Here is a 15,803-nt window from a genome sequence, read left to right as displayed (position 1 = left end):
CGGAAAGAATTCCCGAGAACACCTGGACAACCGACCATACGGCGGCGGCCGGCGCGACGGATCCACCACCGGCCGCTGCCCGGAAAGCACGCGAGTCGTCCACTTTCCCCGGCCGCACCGCGAACAGTTCCGCCGGATCACCCGCGGCTACGAAACCCGGCGAGCCACCCGCCTCCACCGTCCGAACCGCCGGGATCGAGCGAAAATAATGAAACCTGTTCTCACTCCATGAGTCCGCGCGCCCGCGCGAACAGTTCCAGAGTGTTGGCGTGCAGGAACTCGCCGACCTTCTCGGGCGCCTTACCCGCGAAGGCCCGCGCATAGGTGCCCTCGAGCACGATGCCGAGTTTGAAGCAGGCCAGCACGGTGTACCAGGTGACCGCGCTCAGATCGCGGTCGGAGAACTTGCCGTAGTGTTCGATCATCTCCGCGCCGGACGGCAGGCCACCGGCCGCGCCGAGTTTGCCGATGAGCGCGGCACCCGAGGTGCCCGGCTCCGGCCTGGTCGCGATCTGCCAGCCGAGATCGAGCAGTGGGTCGCCGATGGTGGACATCTCCCAGTCCACCAGGGCGGCGACCTCCGGCCGCTCGTAGGAGAACATGATGTTGGCGAGGTGACAGTCCCCGTGCAGGATTCCGGGGGTCCAGGCGGCGGGGCGGTGCCGTTCCAGCCAGTCGGCCACCTCGTGGAGGCCCGGAATCTCCGGGCCCGGGTAACCCTCGTTCGCCGAATACGATTCGAGCTCGTGCATCCAGCGCCCGACCTGGCGCTCCAGGAATCCCTCCGGTTTGCCGTAATCGGCCAGTCCGAGCTCCCGGTAGTCGAGGGCACCCAGCCGGGCGATGGCCTCGACCGCGGACAGCCCCATCTGCCGCCGGGCCTCGGCGTCCTCGGCGTAGCGGGCCGGCAGTTCGGTCTGCGGGTTGAACCCCTCGATCGGTTCCATCAGGTAGAACACCGCCCCCAGCACCGATTCGTCCAGTTCGGCGGCGACGATCCGGGGCGCCCGCACATCGGTGCCGGACAGCGCACCCAGCAGCCGCGCCTCACGCCGGATGACCTCGTTGCTCTTGGGCCGCAGATGTGCCGGACCGCGGCGCAGCACATAGTCGCGCCCGCCCCGGGTGAAACGCAGCATGATGTTCTGCGTACCGCCACCGAGGGCTTTCACCTCCTGGAATTCACCGCCGGGGAGCCCGTGCTCCTCCATCCAGTTCCCGACGACGGTGAAGTCGACGTGCTCACGATCCACGCCTACCGGCTGCACAACAGACATGCCTGACATTGTGCCCCACCGGCCCGGAGAAACTGCGGGCAACCGACAACAGTTGACGGCCCGGCCTGGGCGTAGGGTTCGGACCACGATGTCTCTTTCCGTAATGCTCCAGCACCGGGCTCTCGAACGCGCGGTGGACACCGAGGCCGCCTTCCTGCGGCTGTACGGTACCTCGGCCACCGCGTTCTGGCTGGACAGCGAATATGTGGAACCCGGACTCGACCGGTTCTCCTTTCTCGGCGACGCCGGCGGCCCCCTGGCGGAGGTCGTGCGGTACCGGGTCGGCAGCGGGCGGGTGAGCGTGATCTCCGCCGACGGCCGGGTCCGCGAGGAGCCGGGCGGCATCCTGGACTACCTGAGCGAGGCCCTGCGCAAGAGGTTCGTCCCGCTACCGGCGGAATTGCCCTTCGACTTCGCCGGCGGTTACGTCGGGTACCTGGGCTACGAGGTCAAGGCCGAATGCGGCGGTGCGGTCGCGCACCGGGCCCCGGCCCCGGATGCCCAGTGGATCTTCGCCGACCGGATAGTGGTGGTGGATCATCTCGCCGGCCGCACCCATCTGCTCGCACTCACCGGTCCGGAGAGCAGCGCCCGGCAGGCGGGCGAAGCCTGGCTGCACAGCACCGCCACGATCCTGGAGACCGTGCCCACCTGGACGAATCCACCGCGCGTATCGCACCATCGGGACAGCGCCGATTTCGAACACCATCTCGTCCGGGGTCGCACCCGGTATCTACGCGATATCGCCGAATGCCGGCGCGCGTTGCGGGCGGGCGAATCCTACGAGATCACGCTCACCGATCAGCTCGTCGTACCCGCCACCACCGGGGGCCTGGACGCCTATCGCCGGCTACGGCGGACCAACCCCGCCCCCTACTCGGCCTATCTGCGGTTCGACGACCTCGAAATCGCCTGCTCCTCACCGGAACGCTTCCTGAAGATCGACCGCGCCCGCACGGTCGAAACCAAACCCATCAAGGGCACCGCCCGCCGCGACCCCGATCCGGTCGTGGACGAGCGTCTGCGCCGCGGACTGACCGAGGATCCGAAAACTCGCGCGGAGAACGTGATGATCGTGGATCTACTGCGCAACGATCTGGGCCGGGTGTGCGAGATCGGCAGTGTACGGGTGCACAACCTGCTCGCCACCGAAACGTATTCCACTCTGCACCAGCTTGTTTCGACAGTCCGCGGCACCCTGCGCGCCGATACCGATGTCATCGGATGCCTGCGCGCGTGTTTTCCGGGCGGTTCCATGACCGGCGCACCCAAGATCCGCACCATGGAACTCATCGACACTCTCGAGACCCGGGCGCGTGGGGTGTACTCGGGGACCATCGGTTTCCTCGGCCTGGGCGGTACGGCCGATCTCAATATCGTCATCCGCACCGCGGTCCGGCACGGCGGGCAGTGGCAGGTCGGGGCGGGCGGAGCCATTGTGCTGGATTCCGTGGCCACGGACGAATACGACGAGATGCTGCTCAAGGCCGGGGCGGTGTTCGGTGCTCTCGCCGCGGATCCGGCCGGGTCCGTCCGGCCGGCGGCGGATGTAGCGGCGACCACCTGAGGGCGCTGCCCCGGCCGGACCCGGAAAACAGCCGGTCCGATCCCACGAACAGGGCGACAATGGAGCGATGGCACAGCTCTGGGTGAAAACACATGGTGGGGACTGGCTTCGGGCCGAACAGATCATCGAGATCGGCACCGAACCGGTACGTGAGCACGGCCCCCACGACGGCACGGAAACCGTGGAGGTCGTCGCCCGGCTGGCGGTGGCGGCCGGCAGCGGCAACTGGGACTACGACCGGGGCAGCGGGGCCCTCGGGCCCAGCGCCCGGGTACTCGGCCGCTATCCCGATGCCGAGACCGCCGCGCGGATCGCCGACCAACTGGTGCTGATCCTGCTCAACGCGAACAAGAACGCGCAGATCATCTTCGAGGAGAACGAGGTGCGGGTCCGGCCGGTACACGACCGCACCGCCCACGACACCCCCTACAACGGCCGGGCCCTCGACCCCTGCTGAGCGAATACCGCTCCCCCGCCGGGCCGCTTCCGTTCCCCCAGGAGTACGGCGGCGGTTCCGGCGGGCCGGTTCCACTCCGGATATCGCCGTGACCTGCGCATCTGCGGGCGTGTCGGCGTCGCATGGCATAGTTCCACGTCGATGGAACTGAGCAAGGGCGCCAATACGCCGATACCGACATCTCTTCTGGCCGTGGTGGTTTCCTGGCGGTCCGAACATGTGGTGGACGCGCACGCCCTGCTGCTCGACGCGAACGGCACCGTACGCGGCGACCGGGATCTGGTCTTCTACAACGCGCCCCGGCACATCTCCCAGGCGGTCACCCTGGACCAGGACCCCGCTCCGGGTACCGCGCGGCTGAGCGTATCGCTGCCGCGTACCGAGGCCGAGGTGGACCGGATCGTGGTATCGGGGTCGCTGGAGAACGCCACCTTCGCCGATGTCGAAGACCTGCGGATCACCGTGTTCGCGGTGGACGGCCCGGTCGCCGTGTTCACCCTCACCGATCCGGAAGCGGTGACGGCCATGATGTTCGGCGAGTTCTACCGCCGCGACGAGGGCTGGCGGTTCCGTGCGATCGGCCAGGGCTGGGCCAGCGGGATGGCGGGGCTGGTCACCGAATTCGGGATCCGGGTGGACGACGAACCCGCCGCCGGTCCGGCCACGGCGGCAGGCGCGGATCCGGACCCCACCCGTGCGCTGTCCGCGGAGGCGCGGGATCGGCCCGCGGGCGTGGGGCGCGCGGTGGCCGACCCCCTCGCCGATCTCGGCACCGCGGTGCTGGAGCGGCCCGCGGCGACCGGCTCACCCCACGCGGGCCCCGATACCCGCCACCCGGCCGCGGCCCGGCAGGCAGCCGACAGACATCCGGGAAACGCCCACTACCGGCTCGACGAGACATCCGGTCCCACGGCGGCGCCCCGGAACCGTTTCGCCGAACCGCAGCCCACCCGCCGGCTCGCGGGCACGGTGACGCTGCGCAGGATCACCGTCACCGAACCGGTACACCTACCACCGCCGCCCGAGCCGGAGCGGGCCGATTGGTATCGCGACCCCGCGGACCCCGCCCGGTTGCGCTGGTGGGACGGCGAACGCTGGACCACCGAGCACCGCCCCACCTCCCGGCCCCACCCACACGACTGCGACCGCTGCGGCGCCCGGCGCCGCCGCCGCGTCTTCGGTGGGCACCATCCCTGCACAGCGTGCGCGGCCGAGATCGAGGAATTCCTCACCCACTGGCATACCCGCGCCGCCCGCGTACTCTTCGCGGCCGGACCACACGGGCCGGAATGGGAGGAGCTGTGGGCCTCCCTGCGCTATCAGCGGATCGACGCCGCGACGGCGCGCACCGCACTGCGTCCGCTGGCATTGCAGTACGTGGAGCGCCGGGTGGCGTTCGCCTTCGCCGACGGGCAGATCTCGGCCGAGGAATACGACGAGGTCGAGCACGCGATCACCGAACTGCAGCTCTCCGGTCCGCTGATCGACGATCTCCGGGGCCGGATGGCGCGCGGGCGGGCGCTTTCCCGGCTGCGTGAGGGCGATCTACCGACGGTGCATACGCCCGATCTGCACCTGGACGCCGAGGAAATCGTCCACCTGGATATCGAGGCGACGCAGATCCGGGAACTGGCGCGCGGGCCCAAGCATATCGAGGGCCGGTTGATCGCGAGCACCAAGAAACTACGTTTCGTCGGTATCGGCGCCGGTGTGGAAATGCCGTGGTCGCGCATTGTCTCGGTGTCGGCGGAACGCGATACCGTCGTGGTCGCGGCCACATCGGCCCGCGGGGGCGCCACCTTCGCCGTCGCCGACCCCGCCTATCTGGCCGCCGCGCTGGAGGGGGCGCTACGGGTGGCCAAACGGCTCGTGCTGGCCCCGGGACAGCGTGATTCACGCAGTATCCCGCAGGAGGTGAAGGCGCAGGTGTGGCAGCGTGACGGCGGCCGCTGTGTGGAATGCGGGGAGACCCACTACCTCGAGTTCGACCACATCATCCCACTCAGCCGGGGCGGAGCCACCAGTGCCGCCAACCTGCAGATCCTGTGCCGTGGCTGTAATCGCGCCAAGGGTGCCAATATCTGAGATGAGCGCGTTGCGCGCGTGCGCGGACGCCCGCTCACGGTACCAGCGGCGGCGGGTCCCAGCGACCGTCCAGCACTCGCTTATCCGGTTCGTACAAACGCATGACCAGCAAGAACTGCCCCTCCTCCGGGATCGGCAGCCAGTTGGAGCGCGGTACCGCCGGCCCCGGGTCGGCGGCCTGCACCGCGAATTCCAGCGAGCCGTCCGGAGCGAACTGCGGGGAGACGGGATGACCCACCGTTTGAATACCTGCCGTATTCGGCACCAGGTAGCCCTCGGCACCGTACGCGGTGAGCGACCAGAAAGCCCCCACCGGCGGCTCCTCGCCGGGCGGGAACCGCAGCGTGAACTCCAGCGAGGCGCCGTCCTCGTCGGCCTCGCCGAACAGGATCGGATACATCGCCACCTTCGCCAGGTTCGCCCCGAGCCCCCGGTAGGCGGTGGCGGCACGCAGCAGGTAGTTGGTCCCGTAGCGGCCGATATTCGTCGCGATCACCCAGCCGTTGCGCTGCCGGGAGTCCGGGTCCACGTAGGCGGCGATCCGGCGTTTCGCCGCATCGGCACCGGCATCGAGTTCGCCGGTACTCACCCCTTCGGGTGATCCACCGGGCCGGATCCCGATGGTGGCGAACCGCCGCAACGCCGCATCGTCGTCGGGAGCGGCGGGATTGTCCACCATGAGCTCGCCCATACGCTCGAAGAAATCCCGGGCGGACATCTCCTCGACCGTTTTCAGGCCGGCCGATTCCGACCAGTCCTGGTTGTTCGTGATGGAATCGGATTCACCGGCGGCGTCGGTGTTCCACGCGCTCAGCGGCGCGAGCCGTAACCTGCTCTGGATTTCGCGCACCGCCGGTACATCCGCCTGACCACGTACCTCGATACGGCCGTACAGCCAGGCGTCCGCGGTGGGCACCGGCAACTCCACCACACCCGGCGGTAGGGTCTCGGACCAGCCGGGCCCGATGACGGCGTAGGTGAAGGGTGCCGTACTACCGGGCTCGCCCAGCGGCTGCGCGCTGGTCGGTGTGAACACCGTATTGGACCAGGTGTCCAGCACCTGCATCACCCAGTAGCGGTCCTCGATCTCGGGGACTTCGAACAGCACCGGCTCTTCCCGCAGATCCAGCCAGCCGACCGAGTACAGGGTGTCCAGATCGATCTGGACCACGGTGCGCTGGCTCGCCGCCGGGATATCCGTGGTGTGCAGGAACCGGTTGGTCGAGGCGTAGCGCAGCGAGCGGCGGCGAACCGTATCCATCAGGATCATCGGATAGCCGAAAATGTATGCCTCGGTGGCGACCTCCCGCCGGGCGTCGGGCGTACCGGAGGGCTGGACCCCGCTGTCGGCGGATTCCTCACCGCCACAGGCCGCCAGGCCGGTTACCGCGACGAGCCCCAGCATCGACCGGCGCGTCAACCGGAGACGGTCGGCTGCCGCTCCCTGGCCCCGGCCACCGGCGGGCTCTTCGCGCATGGGCGTTCTCCCTGCTCATCGCTGTCGAAAGGACTGCTGGCAGAATACGCGCAAAGATAGCCGAATCGTTGCCGCTACGGTCGGCGCGGCCGTTTTCTCAGATGGCCAGAACGGTGTTCATGATGGTGCCCGCGCTGGTGGCGACGACACCGCCGATCATGGCTCCGGCAACCATCTTCGGCGATTGCAGACCGCTACCCGACCACTTCTCCCAGGCGAATCGGCCGCCCGCGTAGATGATGCTGATGGTTCCGGACAGTATCGCCAGCCAGGTGGCGTACCGGACGAACCGCATGATTTTATCCGCCAGTGGCGGTGCCTCCGGAGTGGGATCGCTGACCTGCGCGTATACCGTTACTGCGTCCACAACCGACGCCGCGATGCTGCTCACCGTCTGCTCCCTTGCCGATCTCGTCCGGGGCGCCGGGCCCCGCTCCCATCATCCAGACCGGTGCCACCCCGGCGCAAGTTCTTGCCGCGCAGCGACTTTCGCGCTATAACCGCTGGTGACCGAATACCTGTCCCGAACTGGGACAACTGCGACCGTCCCGGCGAGCGGTTACGATGCGTTAGCGTCCCCGCCCACCCCGAACACTCAAGTGAGCTGCGAGATGATACTGGCCGCCGTCACCGATACGCTGGCGCAAATCGGCAATCCCACCCCCGAAGCGCCGCCCATCTCCGACAAATTCCTGCAACTGGTCCGGTATCTCACCTGGTTCGTGCTGCTCGCCGGAATCTGCGCGATCATCTACGCCGGTGGGCGATTCGCCTGGGAGAAGTGGTCCGGTGGAGGCCTCGAATCGCCGAAGATGGTGGCCGGAGCCATGATCGGCGGTGTCGTCGCCACCAGCGCGGGCACCATCATGAACGCCGTGATCGGCTGAGCGCGTCGCCGCGCCCGGTTCCACCACGCCGCAGCCGGATCCACGCCGCGGGCGGGTATCGGTGGCCACACCTCGTGCGGATCCGCCGCCGGATCGCCGGCAGCGCAGGGGCCGACGCCACCCGAACACGCTCGGAGCCGGGTTCCCCAGTGCCACCGAGTTCCACGACCTCTCGTGTGGCGCGGTAGCGCAGCCGAAACCGGCGCGGTCCGGCTGCTCGGCGATTTCGGCCGCGCGGATCTCGTCGAGCCGTAGGCAGCGCGAGGCCGAATAACGCTGTCGCCACCTATCGAAAATATGTTCGAATTCGGGTACGGTAACCGCATGCCCGAACTCGCCCCCCTCCCGTTCGCCCGGCTCAATCTCGAGCAGGTACGGGAACGTCTCCTCGCCGCGGCGGCATTCGGCGAGATCCTTTCACCCGACCAGCTCGAAGCCCTGGCCGGCAAGATCGGCACGGGCCTGAGCATCTACATCGAGGCCACCCAGAACACCGCGCCCCGGGTCCGGCCCGCACCGGCATCGGGCCGCGCCTGCCTCGATTTCCGCGGCCCCCGGCACTGACCGGCTCGCCTCCGCCACACTGTTCTCGCGGAGGAAGCTCGCGGCCGGCGCCCCACCGGACCGCACTCGCCCGGCCACCGGAGCACACCGGCCCCGGCGCGGGACATCCCGGCCGGAACCGACGCACCGAACGTCAGAGGCGATCGACCGGTTCGTCCCCGGCCGGTTCGATCGGCGAGGTGACCAATTCGAATTCGCCCTCGTGCCGCGCCACGCCCTGCAGGACGGCCCCTTCCACCAGCTCGACGCCGAGATCGGCCCGCACGATGATGGGATCGCCGCGCACATCGCGGTAGAGCGAAACGCACATCATCACCATGACGATCATGAACGGGAGCGCGACCACGGTGGTGAGCGCCTGCAGCCCGGTCAGCGCACCCCCCAGATCATCCGAATCGGCGATCACCAGCATGATCGCCGCCACCGCGCCGGTGGCGGTGCCCCAGAAGATGACGGTGAGCCGCGAGGGCTCGATACTCCCCCGCTCGGACAGCGTGCCCATGACGATCGACGCCGCATCCGCGCCGGAGACGAAGAAGATACCCACCAGGATCATCACCAGCACGGTCGTGATCGCGGCGATCGGGTAGTCGGCGAGAAGATGGAACAACGCGAAATCGGGGTTCACACTGCCGTCGGCCTCGGTGAGATCGTGGGCTTCGCTCTGCTGCCGGATGGCCGCCCCACCGAAGACCACGAACCAGACCAGGCTCACCAGGCTGGGGACCAGCAGTACCCCCGCGACGAACTGCCGGATGGTGCGGCCCCGGCTGATCCGCGCGATGAACATGCCGACGAAGGGGGTCCAGGAGATCCACCACGCCCAGTAGAAGATGGTCCAGCTCGACAACCAGGCCTCCATCTCCGCACCGCCGGCTATCCCGGTACGCGAGGCCATGGTCGGCAGATCGGCGATATAGTCGCCGATCGCGGTGGGCAGGAAATTCAGCATGAACAGGGTGGGTCCGGCGATGAAAACGAAAAGCGCCAGAACCACCGCCAGCACCATGTTGATATTCGACAACCACTGGATTCCGCGCGCCACCCCGGATACCGCCGACAGCACGAACGCGAAGGTGAGCCCGGTGATCACCAGTACCAGGCCGACTTTGCCGATGGCGTCCACCCAGCCGTTGAACTCGAACCCGGCCCCGATCTGCAGGGCGCCGAGTCCCAGCGAGGCCGCCGACCCGAACAGCGTGGCGAATATCGCCATCATATCGATCGCCTTACCACCCGGGCCCGCCGCGTGGCGGCCCAGCAGCGGGCGGAACACCGAGGAGAACAGCTGGGACCGTCCACGACGGAAGGTGCCGTAGGCGATGGCCAGGCCCGCCACGGCGTAGATCGCCCATGGGTGCAGCGTCCAGTGGAACAGTGTGGTGGCCAGCGCGACCTCGCTCGCCTGGGGGCTTCCGGCGGCGGCGGTACCCGGCGGCGGTGCGGTGAAATGTGTCAGCGGCTCGGCCACGCCCCAGAACATGAGGCCGATCCCCATCCCGGCGCTGAACATCATGGCGATCCAGGAGACGGTCCGGAATTCCGGTTTCTCGTCGTCCGCGCCGAGCGGGATCTTGCCGTAGCGGCTGAGGGCCAGCCACACCACGTACACCACGAACGAGGTGGCGACCAGTACGAACAGCCAGCCGGTATTGGTGATCACCCAGGACTGCGCCTTCGAGGCCACCGTGGCCAGGCCGTCCTTGTCGATGATTCCCCACAGTACGAAGGCCACCGCACCGATCGAAGTGATACCGAATATCGCCCGGTCGAGGCCGGGCCGAGCCGGTCTGCCTCCGGGCGAGCCCGGCAAGCCGCTGTCTTGCGTAGCGGGTTTTCCGCCGGTGTCGATCACCATGGACGAGTCCTTTCAGATCGCACTGTGCGTCCGGCGCCACACCGCGCGCACCATGAGGACCAGCTGATAATCGACCTCTCGACGGACCGCGAACGCGCGTGGCCGAACGGGATGTACCGGGAAAAACGGTACCCGCACCGGCACCGCGCGACACGCCGGGCCGGGGCGGAAGGGTCGCGCGTCACGTTCCGGGAGACCGCGGTGACCTGGGCCGGAGGTGGGACAACCACTTATCGGACAGAAGTCCATAGCATTGTCCGGCCAATTGTTCGGTTTCCTGTACGGACTCACTCCGGTCTTGCGAAACTCGTAGCCGGACTTCGGCTACCACGCGCGGACAGGAGGCCGGGAGCATGGCGGATCCGGTGGTACTGGTGATCGGCGCGTCGGGGTTTCTCGGCTCGCATCTCACCCGCCTGCTGGTGGCCGACGGCGCCCACGTCCGCGCCCTGGTGCGCCCCACCAGCGATCTGCGCGCCATCGCCGATCTCCCGGTGGAGATCCGTTACGGCGATCTCTTCGACGACACGGCGCTGCGCGAGGCCATGCGCGACTGCGCCGTGATCTATCACTGCGCCGTGGACACCCGGGCCTGGCTGCGCGATCCCGAACCCCTGTTCCGCACCAATGTGGCCGGATTGCGCCATGTGCTGGACGCCGCGTGTGCCGCCGGCCCCCACCGTTTCGTCTTCACCAGTTCGGCCGCCACCATCGGCCGGCGTCCGGGCGCCGTGGTCGACGAGTCCACACCTTTCGACTGGGGCCACCTGGGCGGACCGTATGTACGCTCCCGGGTGGCGGCCGAGAACCTGGTACTGCGCTACGCGGCCGAGCGCGCGCTACCGGCGGTGGCGCTGTGTGTCGCGAACACCTACGGTCCGGGCGATCTGCAACCCACACCGCACGGTTCTTTCGTGGCCGCGGCCGCACTCGGCCGCCTGCCGTTCCGGTTCGCGGGTACCGGGGCGGAATCGGTGGGTGTCGAGGACGCGGCACGCGCGCTGATACTCGCGGGGACCGCAGGTCGCCTCGGTGAGCGCTATATCGTCGCGGAACGCTACCTCACCAGCGCGGAACTGCTCACCACCGCCGCGCGTGCGGCCGGCCGGGAACCACCGCGCGCGGCGATCCCCCTGCCCCTGCTCTATCCGGCGGCGGCGCTCACCGCCACCGCCGCCCGGCTACGCGGCCGGGACAGCCGGTTCACGGTGACCTCGGTGAACCTGATGCATGTCATGTCCCGGATGGACCACGGCAAAGCCGAACGCGAACTCGGCTGGGAACCCGAACCCGTACTGGAGGCGGTGGCCCGTGCGGCGCGGTTCTTCGTGGAACGCCGTGCGCGCCGGGACCGGACCGCCGCCCGGACGAGTCCGGGTCCGGCCTGATCGCCCGGGCGATGCGACCTCCATATAATTCGCACCATACACAGCGTATGCAGGATGCAACACACTCCCGGCCGCATGGTACGACGACCGGTGGGACGCCTCCGAGCCGCTACGGCCGCCGCGAACGAGCAGGACACCCGCCATGGACAAACCGACCCATCTGATCGAATTCGAAACCATGCTGCTGGGGCGGCACAGCATCAACACCCATCTGCGCCGCCCCGATCATCTGGAGCGCAGCGCCTATCTGGTGCTGCGGCGGCTGCGGATGGAGGGCCCCATGTCCATCGGTGAGCTCAGCGAAGCCTTCGGCCTGGACAATTCCACCGTGCACCGGCAGACGGCGGCCATGCTGAAGGGCGGTCTGGTCGAACGCATACCCGATCCGGACGGCGGGGTGGCCCGCAAATTCCGGATCACCGAGGAGGGCGAACGCCGCGTCCGCGCCGATCGGGACTACAACATCAATGCCCTCGACCGGCTGCTCCGCGACTGGAGCGAGGAGGACGTGCGCACCTTCGCCTCCTACCTCGCACGGTTCAACACCGAGATCGAGGCCCGGGAGGCACGTCCGTGGCCTCGGCCCTCGCGCACCGAATCCCGGCGCTGAGCCGCCGCGCCGTTCAGAACCGCCGCATATCGACCTGCCGCCGCGTATTGGAGACCGCGGTCACCACAGCGGTACCGAGCGGACCGCTCCGGTCGTACAGCGTGACCGTGCCGACCGAGATACCCGCGACCGCGACCTGGTCCTGCGCCAGGACACCGATGCCCGGCCCGATGGGGAGCCGGGCCAGGGCCAGGGTCATGTCCGCGTTGATGTAACCGATGCCCGCGCTCCCCCAGTGGCACATGAAACTGGCGGCGTCACCGGCCATTCCGACCCGTTGGAAGGGGGTGACCGGCTCCCCCGCGACCACCGGCAGCATGTTCTGCCAGATCGCCTTGCGCTCGGCGTTCTGGGAGGCGGCGAAATCGCGGGTCCACGCGCCGTTCCCGTTCTTGAACAGCGGACGCGCGCCCGCTTCCGAGGCATCCGGGGTCTCGGGGACCGGTAGTTCGCGATCGGGCTGCCAGAGTTCGCCCTCGGGGATATCGCCGGTGCGCAGGTAGACCACGGTCGCCCGGGCGCGTACCTCCCCTCGCTGCAGCAGTTCCGCGTCGGCCACGCAGATCCGTTTCCCTTCCCGCACGACCGTACTGCGCAGGGTGGCGGGTTCGTCGACGACCGGACGGAAGAGGTCGACGGTCAGCCGTGACGGTACGAATTCGTCTCCAGGGCAAAGAGTTTCCAGTTCGCGCGCCAGCAGGCCGCAGACCGCGGGCCCGCCCACCTGGGTGGGGCTCCAACTCGACATGGCTATCCGGGTGGGCAGATACTGCTCACCCTCCCTGGTGAAGAACGCGAACACGGTAGCGACTCCTCTCACGCGAACCCGTCCCAGAATTACAACACGTTCTAATTCGATGGGTCCGCAGAGGTGCCGCGAACGGCCGGCGATTCGCACCGCCGCGCGGCTTTGGGGCACCGGCCGCCGGGTCAGGCCCCCGAATGCACCACCGCGGGCCGCAACTGCGCCAGTATCTCTTCGGTGCCGAGCACCATCCCGCAGCGGCGGGCGGTGTATTTCAGCGCGATCACATGCTCTTCCCGACTGAGGTCCGCGACGGCATCGTGAGCCAGGAACGCGTGGATATCGTTCATGAACGCCTCGGCGGCGCTGAGCATGCAGCCCATATGGGCGTAGACACCGGTGACCACGAGTTGATCCCGGTTACGGTATCCGAGCAGCTGCCGCAGATCGGTGCGCTGAAACGCCGAATAGCGCCACTTGGTGACCCGTATATCCTGCTCGGCGGGTGTCAATTCGGCGATGACCTCGGTATCGGGGCCGTCCGACATTCCGGTACCCCAGAAATCGGCGAGCAGCCCACGCCGATAAGGATGCTGATCACCCGGCTGCATACTGTAGACCACCGGTATGCCCAGTTCGTGGCAACGCGCGCGGAGCCGGGCGATATTGGCGATCATGGTGCGGGCCGGATCGCGGTCGAGCTGATAGGCCGTCAGGAAATAGTTCTGCATGTCATGGATCAGCAGGGCACATCTGTCGGGATCGAGTTTCCAGGAGACCCGGTTGGTGATCTCCTCGTCCAGGGACGGCATCGCATAGGGTGCGATCGGCTGCATGGGCATCGGCCGGAACTCCTCGTCTGTTGTGACCCGCGGGTTTTACAGGCTGTGGGCGGGCGCGGTAGTGGGAAATCGCTGATCAGGACACGGGGGTGGGATGTCCGGTCACGCCCAGCGGTTCGAGGACCCGGGCGAGCTTGCCGGTGGTCTCGGCGAGTTCGTCCTCGGGATCGGATTCCGCGACGATGCCGCCGCCCGCGTACGCCAGCAGTGTCCGGTTGTCGGCGGCCAGTTCAGCGCAACGGATGCTGACCATCCATTCGCCGTTCCCCTCGGCATCGCACCACCCGACAGCGCCGGCGTAGAAGCCGCGCTCGCCCTCGAGCTCAGCGATCAACCGCGCCGCGGCCGCGGTGGGGGTGCCGCAGATGGCGGGCGTGGGATGCAGCGCCGCGGCCAATTCCAGGGCCGAGGGGCCCTCCGCGGCGACCGTCGCGGCGAGTGCGGTACCGAGATGCCACATGGCGGGGGTCTCGGTGAGGTCCGGGCGCGTGGGCATGCGCACATCGACGCACCGGTCGCGCAGCACCGCGGCGACATGATCGACCACGTAACCGTGTTCGTGCTGGTCCTTCGCCGAACCGAGCAGTTTTTCGGCGGCGATGCGATCGGCCACGGGGTCGTCGGCGATCCGGCGTGCCGACCCGGCCAGCGGATGGCTGGTCACCTCCGTACCCAGGCGCCGCACCAGGATTTCCGGGCTGGAGCCCACCAGGTGGTGGCCCCGGTGAACACCGCCCGCGGCGGAGAGATCCACCAGATAGCCGTTACCCGCGGGGTCGGTGGAGACCAGCAGGTCCAGCAGGTCCAGCGCTCGCACACGGCACTCGGCGCGCGCCCGGAGCGCCCGGGCCAGCACCACTTTCCGGAGGGGATGCGCGGGATCGGCGAGGAGGCGTACCGCGGCGGCCACGCGCCGCATGTGCTCCTCGGGTTCGGGCAGGTTCTCGGTGACCGCGATAGCGGGGGTACGCACCGGGCGCGACGGGCGGCGGCCCTCGGTCACCGATACCGCTTCCGGCGCCCACAATGCGGCGCGCGCATCGGGGGCGAAGGGCAGCGCACCGACGATATGGGTCACCTTACGGGCGCGTAGTTGCGCTACGGCATCGGCGGCGCTGTGGAAGACACGATCTCCGGCCGACGCGGTCACGGTGCGTTGCGGCCGGGACAGGACAAAGGCTGGGTCCGCGATCTCGGCGGAATGCTCGGCGTTGATGGTGATCATCCTCTCGTGTCACATATCCAGCGTCGCGCCGCCGTCGACCCGGAGGTCGTGCATGGTGATGTGGCGCGCGGCATCGGAAACCAGGAAGCGGACCGCGGCGGCGATATCGGCCGGATCGGCGATCCGGCGTAGCGGGATACCCAGCCGGTAGTTCTCCGGATCGCCGTCGAGCAGACTCGCCCGCGCGGCCTCGCCGAGTCCGTGGGCATCGGAGTCCGAGTACATTCCGCGCAGCATGGGGGTGTCGGTCGACCCCGGCGACACCAGGTTGACCCGCACCCCGTGCGGCGCGACCTGCAGCGCCAGTGAGCGGGTGAAGGCGGCGGCGGCGGCTTTCGCGGCGCCGTAGGCCGCCAGGCCCACACGGGGGGTGGTGGCGGAGTTGGAGGCGACGACCACGATGGAACCGCCTCCGGCGGCAACCATTTCGCGAGCCGCGCGCTGGGCCACGTACACGGCGCCACCCGCGTTGACCGCGACGCACCGCTGCCACTCCTCCGGCGATGTGTCCAATGCGGATCCGCCGATCATGGCACCGGCGGCATGGACGACGACACGAGGGGTGCCGTGGGCGGCGAGTACGTGATCGAATGCCGCGGAAACCGCCTCCGGATCACTGATATCGACCTCGGTGGCTTCGACAGTGCTGTTCTCGTGCTGCCTACCGAGCCGGTCGGCGACCTCCCGCACCCGCGGGGCCCGGTCCCACAGCGCGATACTCGCGTAATCACCGGCGAGGTCCGCGGCGACTGCAGCTCCGATACCCCCGGCAGCCCCCGTGACGAGGAGACTTGCGCCCCACTGGTTCGCGATCATTAGGT

At 68.5% G+C, this 15,803-nt stretch carries 15 protein-coding genes; 7 read left to right on the top strand and 8 right to left on the bottom strand.

Features of this window, described 5'->3' with window-relative positions; translation table 11 throughout:
- Positions 1–221: 221 nt before the first annotated feature.
- Positions 222–1,286 (bottom strand): phosphotransferase family protein, encoded by a 1,065-nt coding sequence (locus ACYR7D_RS14040; protein WP_459545026.1) that lies wholly within the window; start codon positions 1,284–1,286, stop codon positions 222–224.
- A 79-nt stretch (positions 1,287–1,365) separates the two neighbouring features.
- Between ACYR7D_RS14040 and pabB the strand changes: the two genes are divergently transcribed.
- From pabB to ACYR7D_RS14025, 3 genes are all read left to right on the top strand, one after another.
- Positions 1,366–2,844: an aminodeoxychorismate synthase component I gene (gene pabB / locus ACYR7D_RS14035; RefSeq protein WP_459545025.1), complete on the top strand. Its 1,479-nt coding sequence runs from the start codon at positions 1,366–1,368 to the stop codon at positions 2,842–2,844.
- Positions 2,845–2,911: 67 nt separating this feature from the next.
- On the top strand, positions 2,912–3,301 hold the full coding sequence (locus ACYR7D_RS14030) for a hypothetical protein (protein WP_459545024.1): 390 nt from the start codon (positions 2,912–2,914) through the stop codon (positions 3,299–3,301).
- Positions 3,302–3,442: 141 nt separating this feature from the next.
- Positions 3,443–5,386 carry a TerD family protein gene (locus tag ACYR7D_RS14025; RefSeq protein WP_459545023.1) on the top strand — a complete coding sequence of 648 codons (1,944 nt, stop codon included), beginning with the start codon at positions 3,443–3,445 and terminating at the stop codon, positions 5,384–5,386.
- 34 nt (positions 5,387–5,420) lie between these two features.
- Here the strand turns inward: ACYR7D_RS14025 and ACYR7D_RS14020 are convergent, their stop codons facing one another.
- Together ACYR7D_RS14020 and ACYR7D_RS14015 are read right to left on the bottom strand one after the other, a co-directional pair.
- Positions 5,421–6,863, bottom strand: a complete 1,443-nt coding sequence (locus ACYR7D_RS14020) for a DUF1254 domain-containing protein (protein WP_459545022.1) — start codon at positions 6,861–6,863, stop codon at positions 5,421–5,423.
- Positions 6,864–6,960: 97 nt separating this feature from the next.
- Complete coding sequence (locus ACYR7D_RS14015) at positions 6,961–7,254, bottom strand: hypothetical protein (RefSeq protein WP_459545021.1); 294 nt, start codon at positions 7,252–7,254, stop codon at positions 6,961–6,963.
- A gap of 220 nt (positions 7,255–7,474) precedes the next feature.
- On the opposite strand from ACYR7D_RS14015, the gene ACYR7D_RS14010 reads away from it, so the two are divergent.
- Together ACYR7D_RS14010 and ACYR7D_RS14005 are read left to right on the top strand one after the other, a co-directional pair.
- A complete protein-coding gene (locus ACYR7D_RS14010; protein WP_459550152.1) occupies positions 7,475–7,750 on the top strand; it encodes a hypothetical protein in 276 nt (91 codons plus the stop codon).
- Between the two features lie 324 nt (positions 7,751–8,074).
- A complete protein-coding gene (locus tag ACYR7D_RS14005) occupies positions 8,075–8,314 on the top strand; it encodes a DUF6374 family protein (RefSeq protein ID WP_459545020.1) in 240 nt (79 codons plus the stop codon).
- 133 nt (positions 8,315–8,447) lie between these two features.
- Here ACYR7D_RS14005 and ACYR7D_RS14000 read toward each other — a convergent pair whose 3' ends face one another.
- Positions 8,448–10,172: a BCCT family transporter gene (locus tag ACYR7D_RS14000; RefSeq protein WP_459545019.1), complete on the bottom strand. Its 1,725-nt coding sequence runs from the start codon at positions 10,170–10,172 to the stop codon at positions 8,448–8,450.
- 353 nt (positions 10,173–10,525) lie between these two features.
- Here ACYR7D_RS14000 and ACYR7D_RS13995 point away from each other — a divergent pair, with 353 nt between their 5' ends.
- Together ACYR7D_RS13995 and ACYR7D_RS13990 are read left to right on the top strand one after the other, a co-directional pair.
- Positions 10,526–11,560, top strand: coding sequence for an NAD-dependent epimerase/dehydratase family protein (locus tag ACYR7D_RS13995; RefSeq protein WP_459545018.1), 1,035 nt, complete (start codon positions 10,526–10,528; stop codon positions 11,558–11,560).
- 142 nt (positions 11,561–11,702) lie between these two features.
- The gene (locus ACYR7D_RS13990) at positions 11,703–12,170 is read left to right on the top strand and encodes a MarR family winged helix-turn-helix transcriptional regulator (protein ID WP_459545017.1); all 468 of its coding nucleotides are present in this window, start codon (positions 11,703–11,705) and stop codon (positions 12,168–12,170) included.
- A 13-nt stretch (positions 12,171–12,183) separates the two neighbouring features.
- On the opposite strand, the gene ACYR7D_RS13985 is transcribed toward ACYR7D_RS13990, so the two are convergent.
- The 4 genes from ACYR7D_RS13985 to ACYR7D_RS13970 form a co-directional block, all read right to left on the bottom strand.
- Complete coding sequence (locus ACYR7D_RS13985; RefSeq protein WP_459545016.1) at positions 12,184–12,972, bottom strand: thioesterase family protein; 789 nt, start codon at positions 12,970–12,972, stop codon at positions 12,184–12,186.
- A 128-nt stretch (positions 12,973–13,100) separates the two neighbouring features.
- Positions 13,101–13,757 carry an isochorismatase family protein gene (locus ACYR7D_RS13980; protein WP_459545015.1) on the bottom strand — a complete coding sequence of 219 codons (657 nt, stop codon included), beginning with the start codon at positions 13,755–13,757 and terminating at the stop codon, positions 13,101–13,103.
- 76 nt (positions 13,758–13,833) lie between these two features.
- A complete protein-coding gene (locus ACYR7D_RS13975; protein ID WP_459545014.1) occupies positions 13,834–14,982 on the bottom strand; it encodes an isochorismate synthase in 1,149 nt (382 codons plus the stop codon).
- A gap of 9 nt (positions 14,983–14,991) precedes the next feature.
- The gene (locus ACYR7D_RS13970; protein WP_459545013.1) at positions 14,992–15,798 is read right to left on the bottom strand and encodes an SDR family oxidoreductase; all 807 of its coding nucleotides are present in this window, start codon (positions 15,796–15,798) and stop codon (positions 14,992–14,994) included.
- Positions 15,799–15,803: the final 5 nt, after the last annotated feature.

Source organism: Nocardia sp. X0981, assembly GCF_977089955.1.
Note: the sequence above shows the minus strand (reverse complement) of the source record. Positions and strands in the feature narration are given on the sequence as shown.